The 23,221-nt window shown below is 39.1% G+C and carries 18 protein-coding genes; 12 read left to right on the top strand and 6 right to left on the bottom strand.

The genetic code is table 11. From position 1 onward, the window contains the following. Positions 1-39 precede the first annotated feature (39 nt). From pflA to pflB, 3 genes are all read right to left on the bottom strand, one after another. The gene (pflA, locus tag Q0376_RS07780) at positions 40-798 is read right to left on the bottom strand and encodes a pyruvate formate-lyase-activating protein (RefSeq protein ID WP_298706211.1); all 759 of its coding nucleotides are present in this window, start codon (positions 796-798) and stop codon (positions 40-42) included. 220 nt (positions 799-1,018) lie between these two features. Continuing rightward, a complete protein-coding gene (gene grcA3, locus Q0376_RS07775; RefSeq protein WP_295790242.1) occupies positions 1,019-1,258 on the bottom strand; it encodes an autonomous glycyl radical cofactor GrcA3 in 240 nt (79 codons plus the stop codon). Position 1,259: 1 nt separating this feature from the next. Further along, complete coding sequence (gene pflB, locus Q0376_RS07770; protein WP_298706208.1) at positions 1,260-3,404, bottom strand: formate C-acetyltransferase; 2,145 nt, start codon at positions 3,402-3,404, stop codon at positions 1,260-1,262. Positions 3,405-3,984: 580 nt separating this feature from the next. On the opposite strand from pflB, the gene Q0376_RS07765 reads away from it, so the two are divergent. The 11 genes from Q0376_RS07765 (at position 3,985) to Q0376_RS07715 (ending at position 18,789) form a co-directional block, all read left to right on the top strand. Then, on the top strand, positions 3,985-4,593 hold the full coding sequence (locus tag Q0376_RS07765) for a superoxide dismutase (RefSeq protein ID WP_298706206.1): 609 nt from the start codon (positions 3,985-3,987) through the stop codon (positions 4,591-4,593). A gap of 411 nt (positions 4,594-5,004) precedes the next feature. After that, complete coding sequence (locus Q0376_RS07760; RefSeq protein WP_298706204.1) at positions 5,005-5,811, top strand: DUF4116 domain-containing protein; 807 nt, start codon at positions 5,005-5,007, stop codon at positions 5,809-5,811. Positions 5,812-5,835: 24 nt separating this feature from the next. Then, positions 5,836-6,957 (top strand): AAA family ATPase, encoded by a 1,122-nt coding sequence (locus Q0376_RS07755; protein WP_298706201.1) that lies wholly within the window; start codon positions 5,836-5,838, stop codon positions 6,955-6,957. An 11-nt stretch (positions 6,958-6,968) separates the two neighbouring features. After that, positions 6,969-8,663 carry a VWA-like domain-containing protein gene (locus Q0376_RS07750; RefSeq protein ID WP_298706198.1) on the top strand — a complete coding sequence of 565 codons (1,695 nt, stop codon included), beginning with the start codon at positions 6,969-6,971 and terminating at the stop codon, positions 8,661-8,663. Positions 8,664-9,056: 393 nt separating this feature from the next. Then, positions 9,057-10,445 carry an MFS transporter gene (locus Q0376_RS07745; RefSeq protein ID WP_298706195.1) on the top strand — a complete coding sequence of 463 codons (1,389 nt, stop codon included), beginning with the start codon at positions 9,057-9,059 and terminating at the stop codon, positions 10,443-10,445. 102 nt (positions 10,446-10,547) lie between these two features. Next, on the top strand, positions 10,548-12,068 hold the full coding sequence (locus Q0376_RS07740; RefSeq protein WP_298706192.1) for a UxaA family hydrolase: 1,521 nt from the start codon (positions 10,548-10,550) through the stop codon (positions 12,066-12,068). A 76-nt stretch (positions 12,069-12,144) separates the two neighbouring features. Continuing rightward, positions 12,145-13,485, top strand: coding sequence for an enolase C-terminal domain-like protein (locus Q0376_RS07735; RefSeq protein WP_298706189.1), 1,341 nt, complete (start codon positions 12,145-12,147; stop codon positions 13,483-13,485). Between the two features lie 167 nt (positions 13,486-13,652). Then, positions 13,653-14,537, top strand: a complete 885-nt coding sequence (gene garR, locus Q0376_RS07730) for a 2-hydroxy-3-oxopropionate reductase (RefSeq protein ID WP_298706186.1) — start codon at positions 13,653-13,655, stop codon at positions 14,535-14,537. A gap of 709 nt (positions 14,538-15,246) precedes the next feature. Beyond that, entirely contained in the window at positions 15,247-16,569 is a 1,323-nt protein-coding gene (locus Q0376_RS07725) for an enolase C-terminal domain-like protein (protein WP_298706183.1), read from the top strand. Between the two features lie 142 nt (positions 16,570-16,711). Continuing rightward, positions 16,712-17,623: a dihydrodipicolinate synthase family protein gene (locus Q0376_RS07720; RefSeq protein WP_298706180.1), complete on the top strand. Its 912-nt coding sequence runs from the start codon at positions 16,712-16,714 to the stop codon at positions 17,621-17,623. A 23-nt stretch (positions 17,624-17,646) separates the two neighbouring features. Further along, positions 17,647-18,789 carry a glycerate kinase gene (locus Q0376_RS07715; RefSeq protein WP_298706177.1) on the top strand — a complete coding sequence of 381 codons (1,143 nt, stop codon included), beginning with the start codon at positions 17,647-17,649 and terminating at the stop codon, positions 18,787-18,789. Positions 18,790-19,142: 353 nt separating this feature from the next. On the opposite strand, the gene Q0376_RS07710 is transcribed toward Q0376_RS07715, so the two are convergent. Together Q0376_RS07710 and Q0376_RS07705 are read right to left on the bottom strand one after the other, a co-directional pair. After that, positions 19,143-19,772 carry a hypothetical protein gene (locus Q0376_RS07710; RefSeq protein ID WP_298706174.1) on the bottom strand — a complete coding sequence of 210 codons (630 nt, stop codon included), beginning with the start codon at positions 19,770-19,772 and terminating at the stop codon, positions 19,143-19,145. Next, entirely contained in the window at positions 19,744-20,493 is a 750-nt protein-coding gene (locus Q0376_RS07705; RefSeq protein ID WP_298706172.1) for a lactate racemase domain-containing protein, read from the bottom strand. Before Q0376_RS07705 ends, Q0376_RS07710 begins: the two co-directional genes overlap by 29 nt. A gap of 424 nt (positions 20,494-20,917) precedes the next feature. Here Q0376_RS07705 and Q0376_RS07700 point away from each other — a divergent pair, with 424 nt between their 5' ends. After that, a complete protein-coding gene (locus Q0376_RS07700) occupies positions 20,918-22,096 on the top strand; it encodes a sugar diacid recognition domain-containing protein (RefSeq protein WP_298706169.1) in 1,179 nt (392 codons plus the stop codon). A gap of 232 nt (positions 22,097-22,328) precedes the next feature. Here the strand turns inward: Q0376_RS07700 and Q0376_RS07695 are convergent, their stop codons facing one another. After that, the gene (locus Q0376_RS07695) at positions 22,329-22,757 is read right to left on the bottom strand and encodes a PPC domain-containing DNA-binding protein (protein WP_298706168.1); all 429 of its coding nucleotides are present in this window, start codon (positions 22,755-22,757) and stop codon (positions 22,329-22,331) included. Positions 22,758-23,221: the final 464 nt, after the last annotated feature.

The raw sequence follows: 23,221 nt of genomic DNA, 5'->3' as shown, positions 1-23,221 counted from the left end.
GCTAATCGAATTTAAACTAAGGTGATAAAAAAATCGCCCTTAGATGTTTAATACACTCCACCAACCACGGCGATACGCTTTGATACCTTCAAGCATGGTTTTAGTCGCCTTTTGAGCTAGTTCCTTTGAAGCTGGTGGAATGCCATCTAAGCGATAGGTGAGACCTAGTTCCTTATATTTTGATGAGCCCATTACATGATAGGGTAAGCAATCAATCGTTTCTAGATGACGAAGGGACCCTAGAAAAAATCCGATACGATACCAAGTGTCGGGGCGATCCGTTATGGTGGGGACCACTACATGACGAATCCAAATTGGTACTTCATGGGCATCTACAAAACGTGCAAATTCCAGTATTGCTGCATTGTTCTGGCCAGTTAATGCTATATGCTTAGCCTCGTCAAGCTCTTTAATATCTAAAATGACAAGACTTGTTACAGCTAACAATGTTTCATATTCTTTAACTTGGTCATGATTAAAACAAATTCCGCTGGTATCTAAGCAAGTATGGATGCCGCGGGCTCTAAAATAGGTAAAGAGTTCAATTAGAAAGGGGAGTTGGAGCAGTGCTTCACCACCGGTTACGGTAAGACCGCCTTTTTTATAAAAACTCTGGTTTCGTTCAAATTGCTCCCATACTTCTTCAACGGTCATATTTTTCCCTTGCTGCACATCCCATGTATCAGGATTGTGACAATAGGCACAACGGAGGGGGCAGCCCTGCAAAAATAGTACCATTCGTACGCCAGGGCCATCAACAGTACCCATGGTTTCTAAGGAGTGAATTCGTCCAATCATACAATCGACCTTTCTAGTGATAGAAAATAGATAATAATTAACTTATATAGCAATTAACTTATATAGCAATAGGCTCCTCAAGATTGGGGAGCCTATTGTATTAGCAGGTTATAGAAGAAATTAGTAGAGACTAAACGGTAGTACCTAGATGGCAGTACCTAAATCGTGGCATCTAAACCGTAGCATCTAAACCGTAGCATCTAAACCGATTCTCTATTGATTACATTTGCTCGTGGAATGTACGAGAAATAACTTCATCCTGTTGCTGTTTAGTTAATTTATTGAAATGAACAGCATAGCCAGACACGCGCACGGTTAGTTGTGGGTATTTTTCTGGATGATTTTGTGCATCGAGGAGCATGTCACGGTCAAATACATTGACATTGAGATGATGACCGCCTTTTTCTGAATAGCCGTCTAATAATTCCACTAAATTGTCGATTTGTTGTTGATTGCTCATATTATTTGTCCTCCTTGGAATATAAGGTTACATTAGGTTCGTGGCACGCAAGATTTTCGTTGTTAACAGGGAGACCTGTAGGCATAGAGCTGTTTAAAACATCGGATAAATCTAAGTCTAAATCGCTCATACGAATCATGGTCTCGCCGTTTTTACCTAATGCATCAGGAATAATGGAGAAGGTATTGGAAATACCATCGCTACAATCGCGCCATGGCATTTTAGCTACTGACGCCATGGACGAAACAGCACCATGGGAATCACGGCCGTGCATTGGATTGGCACCTGGTGCAAATGGTGTTCCTTGTTTGCGCCCATCTGGTGTGGAACCGGTGGCATTACCATAGACAACATTGGATGTAATAGTCAACAAGGACATGGTAGGCACGCTATCACGGTAAGTAGGATGTTTTCGAATCTTATTCATAAAGGCCGATACAATCATCGCTGCTAAGTCATCCACACGATCGTCGTCATTGCCATATTTAGGGAAGTCCCCTTCAATTTCAAAGTCAATAGCAACACCTTGTTCATCGCGAATAGGTTTTACTTTGGCATATTTGATAGCAGAGAGGGAGTCTGCTACAACGGAAAGTCCCGCAATGCCAGTGGCAAACCAGCGTTTTACTTGACGATCATGGAGCGCCATTTCTAATTTTTCGTAAGCGTATTTATCGTGCATGTAATGGATGATATTAAGGGCATTTACATAGACGCCAGCTAGCCATTCCATCATGTCGTCGAAACGTTCCATCACTTCATCGAAGTCGAGATACTCAGAGGTAATTGGACGGTATTTAGGACCTACTTGTTTTTTTAGCTTTTCGTCAATGCCACCATTGATTGCGTAGAGTAGGCATTTAGCGAGATTACAACGGGCACCGAAAAACTGCATTTCCTTGCCAATTCGCATAGGGGATACGCAGCAAGCGATAGCATAGTCATCGCCACTGTTAGGGCGCATTAATTCGTCGTTTTCATATTGAATGGAAGATGTTTCAATGGAAAGTTTCGCGCAGAATCGTTTGAAACCATCAGGTAAGCGCGGTGACCAAAGAACCGTTAAGTTTGGTTCTGGTGCAGGACCTAAGTTTGTTAAAGTATGAAGATAACGGAAGGACATTTTAGAGACTAATGGTCGTCCATCAGAGCCCATGCCACCAATGGATTCTGTGGTCCATACAGGGTCGCCAGTAAATAAATTATTGTATTCAACAATACGAGCGAAGCGAACCATGCGAAGTTTCATGATAAAATGGTCAACCATTTCCTGAATCTCTGATTCTGTATAACGACCTGCTTTTAGGTCCCGTTCAGCATAAATATCGAGGAACACGGTGTTTCGGCCAATTGACATGGCAGCACCATTTTGCTCTTTTATAGCCCCTAAATAACCAAAATAGAGCCATTGAATGGCTTCTTTAGTATCTTCTGCAGGACGACTAATATCAAAGCCGTAAGAGAGCGCCATTTCTTTTAATTCTTGTAGTGAGCGGATTTGGTCGCGAATTTCTTCACGATTACGAATGACCTCTGCTGTCATGTCGCCCATGGTGATGCTAAATTCTAATTCTTTTTCCTGGATTAATCGATCCACCCCGTATAGAGCAACACGGCGATAGTCGCCGATAATACGGCCGCGACTGTAGGCGTCAGGTAGGCCAGTAATAATGTGAGCAGAGCGAGCAGCACGCATTTCTGGGGTGTACACATCGAATACACCATCATTATGAGTTTTGCGGTGCTTCTTAAAGAAGTCTTCAAGCTCAGGGTTCATATCAAAACCATATTCTTTCAACGCCATTTTAGCTGTGCGAAGACCACCATAAGGGAACATAGCTCGTTTTAAGGGCTTATCTGTTTGAAGTCCTACGATTTGCTCTAACTCTTTAATAATATAACCAGGTCCATGAGAGGATACTGATGTAGCAATATCAGTATCGGCATCTAGAATGCCGCCCTTATTTTTTTCCTCTTCGTATAAGCGTAATACTTCGTCCCAGAGTTGTAATGTACGTTCTGTAGGACCTACTAAGAAGGAATCGTCCCCTACATAGGGGTTATAGTTTCGTTGGATAAAGTCACGAATATCAATGGCTTTATCCCATACACCTGTAATGAAGCCTTGCCATGCATTGTGTTGCATTGTTACACCTCCACTAAGGATAATAAAGAATATAAAATGTACCCTAAGTGTAAACCGAAATGACGTACATTACAATACATTTAATGATACTTATTTTCGATTAAGAAAATGCTAAAAATAAAAGATGTGATGTAGCAATGGGTTTTAATATATATGAATATAAAAATATGTTTAAAAATAAAATGATTTAATATGATTGATTCTATATGGTTGATATAAAACTGGATGTAAATCATTAAAAGATTAATTTAATTCAGTGATTGTAGGCAAAACTCTAGAAGATAAAAGTCTCGTTTTGTATATGAAATAAAATATGTTAAAAATTAATATATTTTAAAATGTCTCTTTGGATTAAGTATATTATTTTGTACGGAAATATAAGCTGAACTGAATGGAGCTAAACTGCTCATAGACAAAATAAATGAAAAATGTTATCATTAAATTACGATAAAGATTGAAAAAATTAGATATAAGCAATGGAATAGTTTGCCTACTCAGGGGATATTTACATTGCCTAGGTAATTTTATCGTATATAAAATAAGATATATTTATTTCCCTAAGGGAAAGAGGAGGCTTAGTATGGCTTATACATTACCAGAACTACCTTATGCTTATGAAGCGTTAGAACCGCATATTGATGCAGAAACAATGCATTTTCATCATGATAAACATCACAACACCTATGTTGTAAATTTAAATGCAGCCATCGAAAAACATCCTGAACTTGGCAAATTAGACGTAGAAGCCTTAATCAGTGATTTAGAGGCGGTGCCAGAAGATATTCGCTTAGCTGTGCGTAATAATGGTGGCGGTCATGCAAATCACACATTTTTCTGGAATATTTTAGCACCTAATGCTGGTGGGGCACCAACTGGAGCGATCGCTCAGGCTATTGAAGCAGCATTTGGCAGTTTTGAAAACTTTAAAGCGGAATTTGCTAAAGCGGCTACAGGTCGTTTTGGTTCTGGCTGGGCTTGGTTAGTAGTTGCTAATGGTAAATTAGAAATCGTATCTACAGCTAATCAGGATTCTCCATTGAGCGAAGGTAAGAAACCAGTGCTTGGTTTAGATGTTTGGGAGCATGCATATTATTTGAAATATAAAAATGCCCGCCCAGCTTATATTGATGCATTCTGGAATCTTGTTAACTGGGATCAGGTAAATGCTCATTTTGCAGCAGCGAAATAATAAGTAAATATTAATAACTTATATGCTAACTCATGATTTGGTCTTATTGGACGAATCGCAGTTACATAGGTCTAATAAAAAGGAGATACCTTCAAAATAAGGAATCTCCTTTTTTGTCATAGAAAATAAAACCTCATGGATAAGAACATACATAGTTAAGTAGGACAGAACAGGTATATTCCTGCGTAATAGAATATGCATATGAAGGTAAGTCATACCTAAAATATGGAGAATAAAAGAGACAAAAGAGCCCATACATGGTAAGATGTAATGTGAAATGAATTTATTCGATATAATAGAGTGCAATTAAAATTGATATAAAGTTGAACTTTTAATTTACGTGAAGTTGAAAATTTAATTGAAGTGAAGTCGAAATTTTAATTGAAGTTGAAATATATGTGAGGCAATTATATGGATAATGAAAAAAAATTACAAATATTAAAAATTAATCCCTATGCCATTGCACAGATGGAACATCCCACGGAAGAGATGAAATTGACTGCGCTTAAGAAAAATGGCATGATTTTACAATATATAGACGACCCTACACCAGAAATGGTAGATATTGCCATATCTAATGCACCACGGGCCATTCAATATTTGAAGAATCCTACACCAGACTTATTGAAGGCTGTAGTGGCTAAAGGGTGGAATAATTTAGCCCTTATTGAAAATCCCAGTGAAGAATTAGTGCATATTGCCTTAGAACAATCAGGCTGGGCCATTCAATATGTGAAGGAGCCTAGTGAAGACTTACAGATTCAAGCGGTAGCATCTAATTATGATGCGATTAAGTTTATTCACAATCCTTCAGAAGCCGTGCAATTAGCAGCGGTTAAGCAAAACTATCAAGCCCTTAGTTATATTAAAGAGCCTACTGATGCGGCTATTGATTTAGCCATTGCATTAGACCCGCAGGCGGTGCGCTTATTGCCCCATGTGACAGTAGAGCAGGCCTTACATTTTATTGGCATAAGTAGTTTGATTACTAAATATTTGCCGCCAGATTATATGATTCCACCTACCTATTTAGAAGAGCAATTAAAAGCTATTTTGAAGGAAGATCAAGTAGATGATCAATATGTGCGTGATTTAATCAATTGTACTTATATTGGTAAGCATAATAAAGGGTTTGAAGCTGATGTGGTGGGCTTGATTGATGAATTTGGAAGTCAGCGCGTACGTCGGATTGCTGTAGATGAGTTATTAAAATACTAAATTGAAAAGAGGCCAGAATAATAAATGAATTTTGTAGAAACAATGAAAAGTGTGGAACTTGTTCTCGGTGCCGGTCAGGTGCCTTTATTAGTAGGGGAGACAGGGATTGGTAAAACATCGTTAGCCCATCGTTTAGCATCAAAACACCAATGGTCCTTAGTTACCATTGATGGTAATTTGCTAAAAGAAGGCGAAATTGGCGGATTGCCTACGGTAGATAGCTTTACACGTCAACTCGATGATGGCTCAGTGGTTACTGAAAAAGTGACAGTGTATGCGATTCACCATAAGCTAAAAACAATTGCTGATGAATTAGCTAAAGGCCGTAGAGTGTTGTTATTTATTGACGAAATTAACCGCTGTGAACATGCAGTACAGCAAGAGCTTATGAATTTGATTTTGAATCGTGAAATTAATGGTTTTACCTTAGGCCAAGATGTGCATATTGTAGCCGCCATGAATCCAACTAATAGCTATGACTATCAAACGGTTGAAATGGACGTGGCACAGCAGAATCGCTTTGTTTGGCTACAGATGGAGCCCGATTATATGCAATGGCTTGATTGGGCTGCTGAAGCCGGTTTAGAGCCAATGGTTATGGAGTTCATTAGTACGTATCCAGAGTATTTACATAAAATGAACGAAGACGATATTTACGCTACGCCACGTAGTTATGAGCGTGTGTCAGCTTTGTATAAAATGTATAAAGAAGCACCTGATCAAGTAGGTAAGGATGTATTCTTCAATGTCATTCGTGGTAATGTAGGTAAAGTTATTGCTCGCGAATTTGTCAGCTTTGTGGAAGCGGACCATGAACCTTTAATTACCTATGATGATGTATTTAAAGGAGAACATTTAAGTGATAATGTTCTAGGTCGCCTTCAAAAGGAAAGCCATACAAGATTGTATTTAACAGCTAAGAATTTAATGCGTGGCATTGAATTACGGGCGAACCAATTATTTGTTGATGACCATGAGGCGCAGCAGATTGTGAAGCGCTTTATGGAATTCTTAGGGGCTTATCCAGAAGATTTGCGCATGGCCGCTATGAAAGATGTGCGCAATACATTTCCGCGCCTATACGAAGAGGCCATTAAAAGTGACGAATTTGTAAATGCTTTTTTTGATTTACAGCGAAGCTTATAAGGAGCTTTTTTATGAATGGTGAAATTGATATTGTAAGACGACTCACCGCCAATCATCTTTCTGAGAACCAAAAGGCGTCAGCTACAGAGCATAAAGGTCTGTCCGGCGCAACCGGTCAAGTAGTAGGCGGTGCAGTAGGCCAAGGTGTTTCTACTGTGGTAGATCCAGTAGAACAGGAGCGTTTGGCCCTCTTAGGAGAGACGAAAGCTCTAGTGGCGGCTTGGCAAAAGAAACGTGATGCTGCACAGCGCGAGCAGGAAATAAAAGACAGTGCTTATACAAACTCGTTGGGATATGCTATATCAGAGGCGGCCGCCTTGGCAGCGGGGAAGCGGGACCTGGTGGCAGGGACGGCTGATTTTGTAGTGGATAAAGACTATGAAGACCGTTTCTTTAAACTCGTATCAAAATTGAATTTGAGCCTTATTGAGTCGGATTCTTTTTATGGCTATTTCTTTTTACAAGTCGGTCAAGAATTGCGATTTGCCATGACTAGTGGCACAGGCATTAACTTTAAAGGGAGCCGCTATGTCATGTATTTTAATCCGCTTATCTTTTTAGAGATGACTGGAGAGCAAATGTTGAGCTCCATTAAGCATGAGATTTTACATGTTATATCCTTACATTTGGTGCGGGCAAAACGTTTGTATAAGCGATATTCACCTTTGGCTATTAATTTGGCTATGGATATAGTGGTAAATAATTATATTAGTCCATTACCGCCCAATGCTATTGATGTAAACTGGCTTAATAAGAATTTTGGGACCCGCGTAGTAGCCTTTAAGCCTTTGGAATATTATGTAGATGAAATTCAAGGGCATATTGATGTAGCTCGCGATACACCGGGCGAAACGGAGCTCGCAGATCGATTGAGTGAAACACCTATGACGCCTTCTAAGGAGCCGTCTTTAGCGGATGCCTTTGATGCGGCACGAAGTCATGATTTATGGGCAGAGTCAGATCAGGTTGATGGTGATTCACAGCAACAGTTGACTAGTAAAATGGTAGCCAATTCTGAAAAAGGGGACATGGCAGGCTATTTAACAGGTCTTTTAAGTGATATGAAGAAGCACGAAGCAACCTTACCTTGGTCTGTGTACTTAAAACGACTTATTGGTTCTGTGGCTTGTGGTCATCGTAAAACGACGACGCGGCGGAGCCGTCGTCAGCCAGAGCGCTTAGAAATTCGTGGTACGTTACGCAAGCGCCGCGCAAAGATTGTTGTAGGTCTTGATTGTAGCGGCAGTATTAGTGATGCCGCGTTTCGTCAAGCCATGTTAGAAGTCTTAGAGATTACTAAGAGTTATGATTTTGAAATTACTGTTGTGGAATGTGATAGTATTATACGTCGTACTTATACGGTAAAGTCCATTCGTGATGTGGAGCCACGCGTAACAGCTCGTGGTAGTACTTTATTTTCGCCCGTAGTTAATTTAGCTAATCAAATGCAGGCAGATCTCCTTATTTATTTTACTGATGGTAAAGGGGAAAAACGTTTGCAAGTAGATCCTAAGCATTATAAAATCCTTTGGGTATTAGTAGGGGAAGAGGCGAAGTTATCGGTTAAAAATCCTAATGGCTTAGTGAAGCAATTAGGTCAAACGATTAAAGAAGTAGACCCTACAGCAGACTATGAACGGGTAGATGGCTTTTCGATGAACAATCAAGAAGGTTATTCTATGGCCAATCAGGAGAAGGATTGGTAATTAAAAAAGATTAGTAAACAATAAAAAGATATTTTGGCATTTTGTGTGAATGGGAACATACACTCTCATTCAAAATAATCTAAAAATGCTGAAATATCTTTTTTTGTTATATGAGAGGGTTGAAAAACTTTTATTATGACTTTAAGTAAACCATATAATTCGATATATACATATTATAACTAAAAGAAGGGAAAATATAATATGTTTATATGTTATAGATACTATATCTATGAATCATAGATTCGGGCTATAATTAGGTCAGTTAACAAGCACAGTGCATGAAAGATGGCTTAAGTTTCAGAGTTGACCCGATGTTCATAGGCCAAAACGTACTGTGCACGGAATATACGACATAATGTGTAGTGGTATGGTTTTTAGTATGGAGGCTATGAAATGAACACTTCTGAAAACAAGAACACCCAAACCCAAGTTGAGGGTTGTGGTTTCATGGATGTGGCTTGCAACGTAAAAAGAAAAACATGGGTACGTTGGGGCATCGTATGGTTATTGTTTATTATTACTGCAATTAACTATGCTGACCGTGCAACAATCTCTATTGCTGGTACAGCAATTGCAAAAGAATTGGAATTTAGTAATGTTGATTTAGGTTATGTTTTCTCTGCTTGGGGCTGGGCGTATGTAATTTGTCAGCTTCCTGGCGGTTGGTTATTAGACCGTTTCGGTACAAAACGCGTATATGCTTATAGCTTATTCTTCTGGTCTTTATTTACAATGCTACAAGGCGCGGTTGTATTCTTACATGGTTTCGTAGCAATGGCAACACTCTTTGCAATGCGTTTCTTACTTGGTGTAGCTGAAGCACCTTCCTTCCCAGGTAATAGCCGTATCGTTGCTGCTTGGTTCCCTAAACAAGAACGTGGTACAGCATCGTCTATCTTCAACGCAGCACAATACTTTGCAACTGTAGTATTCGTGCCTATGATGGGCTGGATTGTTCATACTTTTGGTTGGCATCACATCTTCACTGTAATGGGTGCTATAGGTTTAGTATTCGTTCTTATATGGCGTCATTACATTCATGATCCTGCTGAACATCCACATATTAACCAAGAAGAATTGGAATATATTAAAGAAGGTGGCGGTTTAGTAAGTATCGACAGTGGCAAGAAAAAGGACGAAAATTCTGGTCCAAAACTTGGTTATATTAAACAATTATTCTCCAACCGTATGTGCGTTGGTGTATATGTAGCTCAATATTGTATTAATGCGTTAACATTCTTCTTTATCACTTGGTTCCCAGTATATCTTGTACAGGCTCGTGGTATGACAATCCTTAAAGCTGGTTTCATCGCATCCTTACCTGCAATCTGTGGTTTCTTAGGTGGTATTCTAGGCGGTTTATTCTCTGACTTCTTATTACATCGTGGTTATTCCTTATCTGTAGCACGTAAAGTGCCAATCGTAACTGGTATGATCTTAGCTATGTCTATGATTATCTGTAACTACACCGACAATGATATGGTCGTTGTAGCATTGATGGCGCTAGCATTCTTTGGTAAAGCTTTCGGCGCTCTTGGTTGGGCTGTTAACTCTGATATTGCACCAAAAGAAATCGTTGGTCTTAGCGGTGGTGTAATGAACATGTGTGGTAACCTTTCCAGTATTGTAACTCCAATTGTAATCGGTTATATTGTAAATACAACTGGTTCCTTCGACATGGCGTTACTATTCGTTGGTATCCATGCATTCGTAGCTCTTGCAAGTTATCTTGTTGTGGTTGGCGATATCAAACGTTTTGAAGTTAAACCTATTGAAGAGTAAAAGTTTGAAATCTAATCTAATGATGATTATGTATTAAGAACAGGCAGCTATTTGACAGCGTGTAGCTGTTAAATAGCTGCCTTATTTATTTGGGAGGTTCCAATGAGAGAAGTAATTAAAGTTAATCCGAATGACAATGTAGCTATTGCCGTTGTAGAGACGGGCTTACCGAAAAATCATGTAGTAGAGGAAATTAATGTTACTACCTTAACTGAAGTTCCTTTTGGGCACAAAGTAGCGTTAGAAACAATTAAAAAAGATGCACCGGTGATTCGCTATGGTGTAGCCATTGGCTATGCCAAGGAAGATTTACTACCAGGCACTTGGGTAAATGAAAAAAACATTTATGTAAAACCAAGTGACGAAATGAACACTACGGTGGCACATAAGAAATTAGACTATCGCTTTGCTGATGCACCTAAACCTGAGACGCGTTATTTCATGGGCTATCGCAATAGCAATGGCACTGCAGGAACACGCAATCTTTTAACTATTAACACAACAGTTCAATGCGTTGAAGGTGTTGTAAATTATGCAGTAGATAAAATTCGTCAAGAATTATTGCCCCAATATCCTAATGTGGATGGCGTAGTGGCAGTCAACCATATTTATGGTTGCGGCGTAGCTATCGATGGTAAGGGATCAGAAATTCCACAACGCACCATTCGTCATATTAGTGAAAACCCTAATATGATTGAAGGGCGCATGGTAGTAGGTCTTGGGTGTGAAAAGTTCAATCCAGAACGGGCGTACCCTGATTTTCCAATTGACGATGTTATTATGCTCCAAGACTGCCAAGGCTTTGCGGCTATGGTTGAGACGATTTTAGAACAAGCAAAAACAATTTTAGAACGACTCAATCAAAGAAAACGGGAGCCTATTCCAGTGAGTGAATTGTCCGTAGGCATGCAATGTGGTGGTAGTGATGCCTTCTCTGGCTTAACTGCGAATCCATCTATGGGCTATGCCAGTGACTTACTAGTACTACATGGGGCTAAAGTTATTTTCTCTGAAATGTCTGAAGTGCGCGATGCGGTTCACATTATGAAAGATCGCATGCTCAATGATGAAGTGGTAAAACAATTAGATGCAGAAGTGGCTTGGTATGATGATTATTTAGCACAAGGTAAAGTAGACCGTACTGCTAATACATCCTTAGGTAATAAAGCCGGTGGTCTATCAACGATTGTAGAAAAATCCATGGGCTCTGTGGCTAAATCAGGTACCTCTGAAATCGTAGATGTTATTTCTGTTGGTGAAAAGATTAGAAAACCAGGTTTAACTTTTGCGGCTACACCAGCCAGTGACTTCGTATGTGGTACAGAACAATTGGCCTCTGGGATTACATTGCAATTATTCTCCTCCGGTCGCGGGACTACATATAACTTACCATATATTCCAGTATTAAAAGTAAGTACGAATCCTGTATTGTCAGCTAAATGGCATGATATTATCGATGTGGATTGTGGCCGTGTATTGACTGGCGAAGAAAGCATTGAAACTATGGGAGAAGCCATTTTTGAACTTATCATTAAAGTTGCTAGTGGGGAAGTAAAAACAAAATCTGATACCTATGGTATTTACAATGCCTTGGCCGTATTTAATCCAGCCCCTATAACCTGATGGGGCCTTGTGGTACTGATATGTTATTCGATGAATTGAAGCGATAATAGAGAGTCGTAGAGAAAGGATGATAGGCATGGCAAAAACACCAAAAGTAGTAGAAATGACAGTTATTCCAGTGGCTGGTTACGATAGTATGGAAATGACCTTAAGTGGCGCTCATGGCCCTTACTTTACACGTAATTTGGTTATTTTAAAAGATGAACTAGGTCATGTGGACGTTGGCGAAACTCATGGTGGCGACGATATTGCTAAGAGTTTGGAAAGTTGTAAACCACTTGTGGTAGGACAGGAAATTGGTCGCTATCGCTCCGTAGTAGACTCCCTTCGTCGTGGTGCTTGGCAAGCAGGTGGCAATGATGGAGAAGGGTTACAAGGTTTAGATCTTAAAAACTTAAAATTCGTTGTTCGTTCTGAAGGTGCTGTAGAATGCGCTATGCTTGATTTGCTTGGACAGTTCATGGACTTACCAGTTTGTGAATTATTAGGCGATGGTAAACAGCGTAATAGCGTACCAGTTCTCGGTTATTTATTCTATGTATCAGACAAGAATAAAACAGATTTGCCATATCTTGATGAATCGGATAGCAGTGATCCTTGGTTTAGAATGCGCCGTCAAGAAATGGTAACTCCAGAAGCTATTGTTGAACAAGCTCGCGTATTACAACAAAAATATGGTTTCAAGGATTTTAAATTAAAAGGCGGCGTATTTGAAGGGAAGGAAGAAATTAAAGCTGTTAAGGCTTTAAAAGAAGCATTCCCAGATGCACGCATCAATATTGACCCTAATGGGGCTTGGTCCTTGGCCGAATCGATTGAACTTACTAAAGATTTACATGGTATTTTAACCTATGCGGAAGATCCATGTGGTCCAGAAAAAGGCTTCTCTAGCCGTGAAATTATGTGCGAATTTAAAAATGCTACGCAACATCGTGTGGCAACGAATATGATTGCAACAGACTGGCGTCAATTCTATCATGCTGTATCACTTCGCTCAGTAGATATAGTGCTAGCTGACCCACATTTCTGGACTATGAATGGCTCCGTTCGTATTGCGCAAGTGCTCAATGATTGGGGACTTACTTGGGGCTCTCACTCCAATAATCACTTTGATATTTCCTTGGCTATCTTTGCACAATGTGCGGCAGCAGCACCAGGCAATATTACGCCAATTGATACGCATTGGATTTGGCAGGATGGTCAAGAGCTCACTAAAGCGCCTTATGAAATTAAAAATGGGCATATTGAAATTCCAAATAAACCAGGTTTAGGTTTTGAAATCGATATGGACAAAGTGATGAAGGCCAATGAATTGTACAACTCCATGGCTACACATGATCGCGATGATAGCGTGGCTATGCAGTACTTAATTAAAGATTGGAAATTTGATTCTAAAAAGCCTTGCTTAGTTAGATAATGAATTCTTTCGTTTCTATGGTAAAAAGAAAGAAAGGAAAAACTACAGAATATGTTATGGAGAACATAGCGGGCATAGAATCTACTATTTATAATATAAATATAAACTATACTATATAGGCATAAGCCAAGACGATTAGTTAGGTTGAAAAGAAAGGGTGTTATTCAATGAAAGTCGGTTTTATCGGTTTAGGCATTATGGGCAAACCAATGTGTGCCAACTTAATAAAAAAAGGGTATGATGTAGTAGTAAATACACTTAATGTAGAAGTTATTAAAGAAATGGAACAATTAGGTGCTAAAGGTGCTGCTACAGCTAAAGAAGTAGGCGAACAAGTTGATGTATTAATCACTATGGTGCCAAACTCTCCACAAGTTGATGATGTATTGTTCGGTGAAAATGGTGCTGCTGAAGGTCTTAAAAAAGGCGCTACTGTTATTGACATGAGCTCCATTAACCCAGTGGAAAGCCAACGTTTTGCAAAACAATTAGCTGAACAAGGCGTAGACTTTATGGATGCTCCTGTATCTGGTGGTGAACCTGGTGCAATTGCTGGTACTATTTCTGTAATGGTAGGCGGTAAACAAGAAACTTTTGATAAATTCTATGATTTATTAAAAGCCATGGCTGGCTCTGTAGTTCGCGTTGGCGATGTAGGTGCTGGTAATGTTACTAAATTATCTAATCAAATTATCGTAGCTGTAAATATTGCAGCTGTTAGTGAAGCTTTTGTATTGGCTAAAAATGCTAATGTAGATCCTGCTTTAGTATTTGAAGCAATTAAAGGCGGTTTAGCTGGTAGTAATGTAATGAATGCTAAGGGACCTATGATGCTTGAACGCAACTTCAACCCTGGCTTCCGCATTGATCTTCATTTGAAAGATTTACAAAATGCGCTTGATGCAGCTCATTCCTTGCATACGGCAGTGCCTCTTTGTGCACAAGCTATGGAAATGATGCAAGCTGTTAAGAACGATGGCTTTGGTGATCGTGACCATTCCAAACTTCTTCATTTCTATGAAAAAATGAACAACACTACATTAGATAAATAATAGTAGTTTACAACGTTGACTAATGCTTAATGCATTTGTTATAAGGATTAAATATCCTAACATGTATCCCTTTAGAAGAACCCTCTGCTTAGACGTAAGCAGAGGGTTCTTTGTATCTATAAAACATTTACGAAAGCGTAACTTATGGGGCTCTTTAGGCCTTAGGGGTATTAGGGGATGAATTGAGGGCAAGTAGAGTCCCTCTAGGGAACATTTTTGGAAATTGGTATGAGTAACAGTCTTTGAGGGAACAAGCTTTGCTTTTTTGTATCCTTGAATGTATCACTTAACACATACGCAGTATATAATAAAAGCATAGGTCAACTCATTGAATCTATGTTGAAATTAGGCGAGAAGCGCCTATTAACTAGTGTTTTGGGATACAGAGCGTGAAGCTAGTTAAGGCGGTTACGAAGTAGCGGTGGTTTAAATGTATTACTGTTAACCACGCCAACGGGCGTAAATACATTTTATATTATCGGCCTTAGTCAATGTGGATTACATTTTAGTTCTTCGCTGCTAAGCTAAGAGCAAAGCATATGCTTACATGTAGTAAATGGTTTTTTAGTAAAAGGGATAAAGCATTTAACACATGAAGGCATGCAAGGTATTACATGTATTAAAGAAGTAAATGAACGACAAGTATTTAAAGGTATTGTTGTACTAGAGCGAGTACAGCGATGAAGGACGTAAAGGAAGGGACATTACTATGAGTAAGATTGTAAAAATGGACGTGTATCCAGTAGCTGGTTATGATAGCATGCTTTTGAATTTAAGTGGTGCACATGGGGCATTCTTTACAAGAAATATTGTAGTATTAACAACTGATAAAGATGAAATCGGTGTAGGCGAAGTACCTGGTGGTGCTAAAATTACCAATACATTAGAAGAAGCTAAGAAATTTGTTATTGGTAGCACTTTAGGGGAATATAAAAATGTATTGACTCGCATTCAACATGAATTCGCTGATCGCGATAAAGGTGGCCGTGGCTTACAAACATTTGATTTGCGCACCACTGTTCATGCTGTAACAGCGTTAGAATCCTGTTATTTAGACTTACTTGGCAAGGAATTAAAAGTGCCAGTAGCGGCTTTATTAGGTGAAGGTCAACAACGTGAATATGTAACTATGCTAGGCTACTTATTCTACGTAGGTAACAAAGATCTTACTGATATGCCTTACATCGACAATGATGATGACAGCGATGATTGGGGTCGCATTCGCCGTAAAGAAGCCGTTACACCTGAAGCTGTTGTAGAACTTGCTAAAGCAGCACAAAAACGCTATGGCTTTAAAGATTTCAAACTAAAAGGCGGCGTATTCAAAGGGGAAGAAGAAATGAAGGCTATCGTGGCACTTCACAAAGAATTCCCAGATGCACGTATTACATTAGACCCTAATGGTTGCTGGTCCTTAGAAGAAGCTGTGGAACTTTGCAAAGATAAACATGGTATTCTTGCTTATTGTGAAGATCCATGTGGTGCTGAAGATGGTTTCTCTGGTCGTGAAATTATGTATGAATTCCGTAAACGTACGGGGCTTCCAACAGCAACTAATATGATTGCTACCGATTGGCGTCAAATGCAACACTCCGTATTATTACAAAGTGTGTCCATTCCATTAGCAGATCCTCATTTCTGGACTATGTCTGGTTCTGTACGAGTATCTCAAATGTGCCATGAATTTAACTTAACTTGGGGCTGCCACTCCAATAACCATTTCGATATTTCCTTAGCCATGGTTGCCAATGTGGCAGCTGCTGCACCTGGTAATATTACAGCAATCGACTCTCACTGGATTTGGCAAGATGGTCAAGATTTGACTAAGAATGCTCATAAAATTGTAGATGGCAAAATCCATGTAAAACCAACTGATATTGGTCTTGGTATTGAAGTTGATATGAAACGCATTGAAGATGCACATCGTTTATATGTAGAAAATGGCTGTGGTGCTCGCGATGATGCGAAAGGTATGCAATACTACATTAAAGATTGGAAATTTGATCCTAAAAAACCAAGCATGGTACGTTAAGGCATAAAAACTAGAGGGCCTTCTAAAGGTCCTCTAGCACTCCTAAAGCATGGTAGAAGGCATGTTTTGGGAATGCTTATAAGTAGTTCCTTACGAATTGATATGAAACTAATCTTATATTAAAAAGAAAAGAAGGCTAACTATGATAAATTTAGATGTTATAAAAGGCATTATGGTGCCAATTATTACGCCAGTAACTAAAGAAGAAGAAATTGATTTACCAAAACTTGATGAAATCATTGATCGCTGTATTAATGGTGGTGTAAGCGGCATTCTTCTCTTCGGTAGTAATGGTGAATTCTACATGTTCAGCGAAGAAGAAATGGAAGCCACTTTAAAACATGTGCTTGAATATGTAAATGGTCGTGTACCAGTGCTTTTCGGTATTGGCGCAATTCGCACTAAAACTTGTGTTCGCTTAGCTAAAATGGCAGAACGCAATAAAGCATATGGTATCTCTATTTTACAACCTATGTTCTTGAAACTGACTGAACAAGAATTGACTTTGCATTTTGATACCATTGCTAAAGCAGTCAGCAAGGACTTCCCTGTGCTTCTTTACAATAACCCAGGCCGTTGTGGCTATTCTATTACACCTAATGTAGTAGAAACAGTGGCTAAAAATAATGAAAACATTGTAGGTATGAAAGATTCTAGTGGTGACATTTCCTTGCTTCAAGAATTCCTTCGCCGTACAAAGTTCAAACCATTTAAGATCTTTGGTGGTAAAGACACACTTGTATATGCTAGCCTTTGTGTCGGTGCAGACGGTGGCGTTTGCTCCATTGCACAAGTTATGCCTGAAGAAACAGTGCGCATTTATAAAGAATTTGCTGCTGGTAATATAGCAGCCGCTCGGGAGGCACAAGAATTTATTAATCCAATTCGCTTGAGTCAAGATAAGGCAAGCTTCCCTGTAGCAACTAAAGTAATGTGTAATATGGTAGGCCTTGAAGTAGGCGATTCAGTTCGTCCTAGCTTGCCATCCCCAGAACCTGTAGTAAGTCTTTTTGAAAAAGAATTAACGGCAGCAGGCATTTTACCTAAAAAATAAATGATGAATAGGAGACGATGAGAATGACAAAGAAAGTTGTATTAGCCATTGACTCCTTCAAGGGAAGTGCATCTAGTATTGATATAGCTGCCGCTGTGCAAAAAGGTATTGAAACCATTGTACCTAATGTAGATTTTACTACCATTCCGATTGCGGATGGTGGCGAAGGAACGGTGGATGCCATTGTCATTGCTCGCCAAGGAGTATATCATACTTCAAAAGTAATGGGGCCCTTAGGGGATGAGGTGGAGGCCAAGTACGGCATGATTGATGGTGATATTGCCATTATTGAAATGTCTGCCGCCTCGGGCATTACACTAGTACCTAAGGAAAAGTTAAATCCTTTGAAGGCTTCAACATATGGCACTGGACAATTAGTGTTAGATGCTATTGATAATGGAGCTCGTGAAATTTATATGGGGATTGGTGGCAGTGCCACTAATGATGGTGGCATGGGCCTAGCCTGTGCTTGGGGTGTGCGATTCTTAGATGCAGATGGCAAGGAATTACCACCCGCAGCTGAATCATTAGGGCGTTTAGCACGCATTGATGATTCTCAAATGGATGAACGTATTAAATCAGTAAAATTTACCATTTTATGTGATGTAAATAATCCGCTTTGTGGACCACATGGGGCGTCACATATTTTCGGCGGCCAAAAAGGGGCCAATGAAGAGATGAAAGTGCAATTAGATGGCTATTTACATCATTATGCAGAATGTTTATTACGTGACCTTGGTGCAGACGTGTTAGATGTTCCTGGCGCTGGCGCAGCTGGCGGCTTAGGCGCAGGTATGATGGCTTTTGCTAAGGCACATAAAAAGAGTGGTATTGATGCCGTTATGGAGCTTATACAGTTAGATGAGCACCTAAAAGGCGCTGATTTAGTCATCACTGGTGAAGGTCGTATGGATAATCAGACGGCTTTTGGGAAGGCACCTATAGGTGTAGCTTTGGCGGCTAAACAATATGAGATTCCGGTTATTGCCGTAGTTGGTGGGGTCGCTTTAGAAACTGAAACAGTGTATGAAAAAGGTATTTCCCTTGTATTGGATATTATCAACGAACCGATGCAATTAGAGTATGCTATGAAGCAAGTGTTGCCTTTGGCTGCAGGGGCAGGACGCTCTATTGGGCGCATTATGAAATTAGCAGCCTTCCACTGAGGATTTTGTTCGGAGATTAATCCTTAGAAATCAGGTAAGATATAAGAACTTACTTGAACAGTAGATACATAAAAGGGCTTGAAGTAGACATACTTCAGGCCCTTTTGCTATGTGAATAATATTTGTTATGTGAATAATATTTGCTATGTGTATAACATTTGCCCTGTGTATACTATTTACTATGTGAATAATATTTGTTATATGAGTAATATTGGCCCTGTGTATATTATTTACTATGTGGACAATATGGGCTATGTGCATAAAAAGCTATGAATAGTTTGAAAGATACTATTCATAGCTTTTTAATATAATGTCATAATCAATGTAATATATGCAGTTAATTCTATGCCGTACTAGTTTAATGGCGTTAGGAGTTCACCTGCTTCAGAGAATTCCAGTGGCATAAGCTCGCTTATAGCTTCTAAATGTTCATATTTACCCGCTTTCACATCTTCGTAATAAGCCTCAGAGAGCATAATCTTACCAATGTGCAGGCTATTAGGAATGCGTATGACGCGCGCTGTTGTTTTATCTACTTTGTTGAGGGTGCGGATGCAACCTTGGATAACTTCTTTATCTGTGCTGAGTATCATGGGAATGACGGAGGAGCGGAGCACTGTGCTTGTTAATGAATTCGGATACATGGCACCTAAATCGAGCTTGTCAAACAGTCGTTTAGTAATAAAGTCAGCTAACCCAATGCCGAGACCATTGCCATGAGATTGCGGGGTTAAGTCTAAAAAACAAGTGCGCTGTACTTTTACACCGCCAGTGGCAAATGGAGTGGAGAAGGTGCCTGTTATATTAGGATCTACGCCAGTGCCACTGAAATTTTTGCCTATGGCATCGACAATGAGTACATCCCCTTCATTGACTAAAATTTTAGGCATATGTTGACTAGCAAAGGTTAGGGGCTCTGGCGCTCGTGTTTGGATGGCTTCTCTGTGTACTGCTTCATTCTGGCTCTCGTGTGAAAATGTCATCTCTGTGAATTGCTTCAATCTTACAAGTCTCGTCATACGCATTTTCCATGCAAGGTATGGCGAGGAGAATTGGAGCTTTCTCTAAAATAACTTTTGCATTGGCAGGTAAGTTTTGGGCAATTCGGTCCATGCCATCAGCATGAACACTTTCAGCCCCCATTTGTTTGCCTAGACCTACCACCATCATTTTGCAAGGCCCGCTTTCATAAGGACCGCGGAAGGCATTGTGCATTTTGAGTCGGCAAGACACGATAATACCATCCGATTCGTAGGCGATTTTATCAATATATACGGGGCGATTATGCTCTGAATAGCCTAAGAAGACTGTTTCCATAGATGATTTTATGGGGCAGCCCATAGTGGCTTCTGTAATATGATAACCCTTTAAGAGTTCTACTTGCCCCTCGGCGGTAGCGCCGCCGTGGCTACCCATAGCAGGGACGATAAAAGGCTTAGCACCACGCATAAGACAATAATCGACAATTGCTTTGGTTATAATATCTACATTGGCAATACCGCGACTACCAGCGGTAATGGCTATGGAGGCGCCCTCTTTGATTAGGGGCGCAATGTTGTCTTTAGATAATTCTTCAAATACGACTTTAGGTATATCTTCTGGTTCGATGCGCGGTCTAGGAAAACTTTGTTTTGCATAGAACATGCGTGGTATTTCAATGTCTTTTAGTAGATTGTGGATAATAGGAGTATCGCCAAACTTCATGTACATCAAGTCCTTTCTAAGAGCCTTTTAATTGAATGGTTTTATTTATATATTTTAAAATTTTGCCTTGTTTATGTAGTACTCACGTATTACAATAAAACAGAATGAATGCATTACAATAACTCAATATTACTATACCATTATAGCAAGGATGTAACTACCGTATGGAGACTAAGTTTAAGGGTGATTTTTATACTACTTATAGTCTACGGACTAGATGCTAAGAGCCGGGCGTGGTTTTTGATAGTACAGGGCGCACTACTGAAGGTTGAGCAAATTACTTATATATTTTTAAACTTATAGTCTTCGTACTAATAAAATGACTTAAAAAAGCTAAAAAGTTTGATATTATTCGTGTCCTAGTCTATAATCATACATATAGCTTGTGGAACAATGTATCCCATAGTGGGAAAGGGAGATGCCTATGAAAGTCTCAATTCAATTAGCTCAAAATATTGTGGAAAGTATGAAATCCATAATAAAGCAAGATATTAATTTTATAGATACGGATTGCAGAATTATTGCCAGTACAGACCCGAATCGGGTGGGCACATTTCATGCGGGCGCTAAGACGGTTGTAGAGAAGAATCAAATGCTCATCGTATCGCCAGAAGATTCTTATGAAGGCACTCGACCAGGTATTAATGTACCCGTTCATGTTAATGGTGAAATGATTGCTGTTATTGGGATTACGGGCGATCCACAGCAAGTGACTATTTATGGCAATATTTTGCGTAAGATGACGGAGATTCTTGTATTAGAGGATGAAGTGAGTGCTCTTCGTCAACGTGAAGTAGACCGTAGTCGCATGCTTTTAGAAGACTTAATCTTTTATCCTGAAAACTTTAAAGAGCGCTGGGAAGAGAATACACTGGAAAATTGGCGCTCAGAAGATGATTATAAACGCATTGTTTCCATTCGTCCGACAGGAAAATACTTTTCATTCTTTAAGGATTTACGCTGTCATTTAGAAGTAAAATTTGCTACCTTAGCAGCGCCTAGTTTGAGGAAATCTGTAATTTGGATGGAGCATGAGCAACAATTTGTTATTCTTTATAAGAGCAAAATTGAAAATCTTATTACCACTTGCTTAGAAGATTGTTTAGATATAGCAAAGCAGCATGATGTCTTTGTAACCGTTGCAGTGGGCAGCAAGGTGCATCGTAATTTTAAAAAATCCTATAAGGACGCCCTCTTAGTACTAGAAAATACTAAAAGTGGTGATGATCAGGATGAGAGTTTTATTGTGCACTATGATGATTTGACGGTGGAACTTTTATTTAATATGGAAAATACGTATCGGCAAGAGTTGTTCTGTCATAAAGTCTTGCAAAACTTATCACAAAAAGAAGTACAGGAATTTTCTCATATTTTAAAATTATTTGGGGAGCATAATGGTTCCATTGTAGCCATTGCAGGGGCCTTATTTATTCATAAAAATACCTTGCAGTATCAATTACAGAAATTAAAACGCTTAACTGGCTATGATATGAGACGCTATGAAGACTTTATGATTTTGCGCATTGCCTTTTCCTTGTATGAAAAATATAATTATGAACTCATTACGCGCGAACCTGATATAGATGAAGATCAAATTCATTGATGCCCGGTGATGAGGTAATACGGTGGTCTAATGATGCGATGTAATGTCGTGGCATGTAATTTAATAATATCATGTGCTAGTGCTAGATAATTTAGTAAGGAGATAATACAATAATCAGGCCCTATAATCATGAAAGAATGCAATAAAAGACTAGATACCTATGTATCTAGTCTTTTAGTATGTTCTCTTTTAGCATTTTCATATATAGTATGATATTCAGTTGCGGTATTACTTATTCTTTAAAATCCCAAAAGTTTAAATTAACTTCTTCATCATGAGTACGTTCAATGCTGGCCGGTAATACGGTAAGAATCATTTCAGCGGTAACACTGATAATTGCTTTTTTTAGGTGACCGCCCCAGGCATGACCGTCTTCGTCGGCAATGGTAATGTGGAAGTGGGAGTAGTAGTTGTCTTCAAAGGAGTCAATGGTGCCACTAATATTAGTAATCTCAAAATTGCCCTTTAGCCGATTTTCAAAGTATTGTTGCTCTGCTACGCGATACGTTTCTAAGGTAATATCATTAACGGCACCAAGACCTTGAATCATAGCGGAAGTAATGTGCTCTTTTTCAGCCAATGCTTTAATAGAACTGATGATTTCCTCACCGGGATTTAATTTGAAGGCTAAATATTCTTTGCCAAGCCATTTGTACTCCATAAGGGGCCTCCTTTGATTATAATTGGATTGAACAGTGTAATTAGCATATGTATTTTGATGCTTTATACATTAAGTGGGTTAGCTTGTATTACGTAAAGCTGTATGGTGCATTTATAACTTTATAAATCTTAGTGCTATATACGATTTAGTACTATATACGATAGTTTTTCAAAAAACGTATATAATAGGTTTTTCAAAAGACGTATATAATTAAAAAAACGTATATAATAGTAATAGAATTTGGCGTAAATGCAAGCTACACTATCTTACGCTTATTATAGTGTATATATAGGCGGTGGAGAAGTATAAAATAGGGAAGTATAAAATAACTAATAGTAATTTAAAAAAATACTTGACGAAAAAAATAATCTCATGTTAATATATGTAAGTACCTGTTACTCAGGTATCGCGGCCCCGTGGTGTAGCGGTTAACATGTCGCCCTGTCACGGCGAAGATCGTCAGT

The organism is uncultured Veillonella sp., from assembly GCF_937981445.1.
Classification (GTDB): domain Bacteria; phylum Bacillota; class Negativicutes; order Veillonellales; family Veillonellaceae; genus Veillonella_A.
This window is presented reverse-complemented; position numbering and strand designations above follow the sequence as displayed.

Bases quoted from the DNA above. Each gene is read 5' to 3' on its own strand.
- pflA (WP_298706211.1), bottom strand. From the start codon at position 798: ATGATTGGACGAATTCACTCCTTAGAAACCATGGGTACTGTTGATGGC.
- grcA3 (WP_295790242.1), bottom strand. From the start codon at position 1,258: ATGAGCAATCAACAACAAATCGACAATTTAGTGGAATTATTAGACGGC.
- pflB (WP_298706208.1), bottom strand. From the start codon at position 3,404: ATGCAACACAATGCATGGCAAGGCTTCATTACAGGTGTATGGGATAAA.
- Q0376_RS07765 (WP_298706206.1), top strand. From the start codon at position 3,985: ATGGCTTATACATTACCAGAACTACCTTATGCTTATGAAGCGTTAGAA.
- Q0376_RS07760 (WP_298706204.1), top strand. From the start codon at position 5,005: ATGGATAATGAAAAAAAATTACAAATATTAAAAATTAATCCCTATGCC.
- Q0376_RS07755 (WP_298706201.1), top strand. From the start codon at position 5,836: ATGAATTTTGTAGAAACAATGAAAAGTGTGGAACTTGTTCTCGGTGCC.
- Q0376_RS07750 (WP_298706198.1), top strand. From the start codon at position 6,969: ATGAATGGTGAAATTGATATTGTAAGACGACTCACCGCCAATCATCTT.
- Q0376_RS07745 (WP_298706195.1), top strand. From the start codon at position 9,057: ATGAACACTTCTGAAAACAAGAACACCCAAACCCAAGTTGAGGGTTGT.
- Q0376_RS07740 (WP_298706192.1), top strand. From the start codon at position 10,548: ATGAGAGAAGTAATTAAAGTTAATCCGAATGACAATGTAGCTATTGCC.
- Q0376_RS07735 (WP_298706189.1), top strand. From the start codon at position 12,145: ATGGCAAAAACACCAAAAGTAGTAGAAATGACAGTTATTCCAGTGGCT.
- garR (WP_298706186.1), top strand. From the start codon at position 13,653: ATGAAAGTCGGTTTTATCGGTTTAGGCATTATGGGCAAACCAATGTGT.
- Q0376_RS07725 (WP_298706183.1), top strand. From the start codon at position 15,247: ATGAGTAAGATTGTAAAAATGGACGTGTATCCAGTAGCTGGTTATGAT.
- Q0376_RS07720 (WP_298706180.1), top strand. From the start codon at position 16,712: ATGATAAATTTAGATGTTATAAAAGGCATTATGGTGCCAATTATTACG.
- Q0376_RS07715 (WP_298706177.1), top strand. From the start codon at position 17,647: ATGACAAAGAAAGTTGTATTAGCCATTGACTCCTTCAAGGGAAGTGCA.
- Q0376_RS07710 (WP_298706174.1), bottom strand. From the start codon at position 19,772: ATGACATTTTCACACGAGAGCCAGAATGAAGCAGTACACAGAGAAGCC.
- Q0376_RS07705 (WP_298706172.1), bottom strand. From the start codon at position 20,493: ATGAAGTTTGGCGATACTCCTATTATCCACAATCTACTAAAAGACATT.
- Q0376_RS07700 (WP_298706169.1), top strand. From the start codon at position 20,918: ATGAAAGTCTCAATTCAATTAGCTCAAAATATTGTGGAAAGTATGAAA.
- Q0376_RS07695 (WP_298706168.1), bottom strand. From the start codon at position 22,757: ATGGAGTACAAATGGCTTGGCAAAGAATATTTAGCCTTCAAATTAAAT.